The sequence below is a fragment of the Photorhabdus sp. RM96S genome, from assembly GCF_042879335.1.
In the GTDB taxonomy this organism is placed as follows: domain Bacteria; phylum Pseudomonadota; class Gammaproteobacteria; order Enterobacterales; family Enterobacteriaceae; genus Photorhabdus; species Photorhabdus kayaii.
Map to the genome: position 1 here is coordinate 1 of NZ_JBHFKT010000174.1, position 488 is coordinate 488.

Annotated in this window: 1 pseudogene; it reads left to right on the forward strand. The window is 51.8% G+C overall.

The features are described from left to right. Positions 1 to 488 (forward strand): annotated as a pseudogene (locus tag ACGF49_RS24820) (VRR-NUC domain-containing protein); the annotation flags it as partial.

The following is a 488-nucleotide window of genomic DNA, read 5'->3' on the forward strand; positions in this document are numbered from 1 at the left end:
GATTATATCCAGATTGCAACAGAAAAACGCTTTGGGGTAATGCGCGTCGACGATAACCGCACAGAAGAGCAAAAACAGTATGATGAAGCATGGCGAAAACTTTATCAGCCCAATTCCCAACACTATAAAAATCCGATACCACTGGCCCCACTGCCGCCCGGTTCGCCTCCTGATGATGAAGCTTTACCCACCCCTCCTGCAGAGGGTGTGCCGGGGACCATTCCACAGCCGCTGACAAAAAATCCACCGCTTCTCAGCACTTCCCGCTGGTCGTTTTTACCCAGCTATGAAGACTGGGTTGTCCTCGGGCAAGAGGTGGCGGGTCTGGCCGAAAACGGGTTGAATTATGTCCGCGACAGTACCCGGGAGCTCCTTGCTCAGTTTGGAGCATGGTTCAATCAAGCCGGCAAGTGGGTGTGTAAAGAGATTATTGACCCGATAAGCCATCAGGTCAGCTACGCTTTTTCCTGGGTTAATGAACAAACGGG